1 pseudogene is annotated in these 321 nt (G+C 67.9%); it reads right to left on the bottom strand.

The features are described from left to right. Window positions 1–251, bottom strand: a pseudogene (locus tag HUN58_RS18760) (LLM class flavin-dependent oxidoreductase); the annotation flags it as partial. Between the last annotated feature and the right edge of the window lie 70 nt (window positions 252–321).

Here is a 321-nt window from a genome sequence, read left to right as displayed (position 1 = left end):
TGGTAGCCCGTCACGACGTTCCAGCCGATGCGGCCCTTCGTCAGGTGGTCGAGCGTCGAGATGCGGCGGGCGAACGGGTACGGGTGCTCGTACGCGGTACCGGCGGTGATGCCGAAGCCGAGGTGCTCGGTGACGGCGGCCATCGCGGACACGAGCAGGATCGGGTCGTTGACCGGGACCTGCGAGCCGGTGCGGAGCGCGGCCTCGTTCGAGTCGCCGTACACGTCGTAGGTGCCGAGCACGTCCGCGACGGACGGTCGTTCGTCGGGTCGGTGATCACGCCGACAGATCGGAAGAGGGTCGTGGAGGGAAAGATGAACT

The sequence above is a fragment of the Curtobacterium sp. Csp1 genome, from assembly GCF_013347185.1.
The sequence above is the reverse complement of the archived record's forward strand: the minus strand, read 5'-3'. Positions and strand labels throughout refer to the sequence as shown.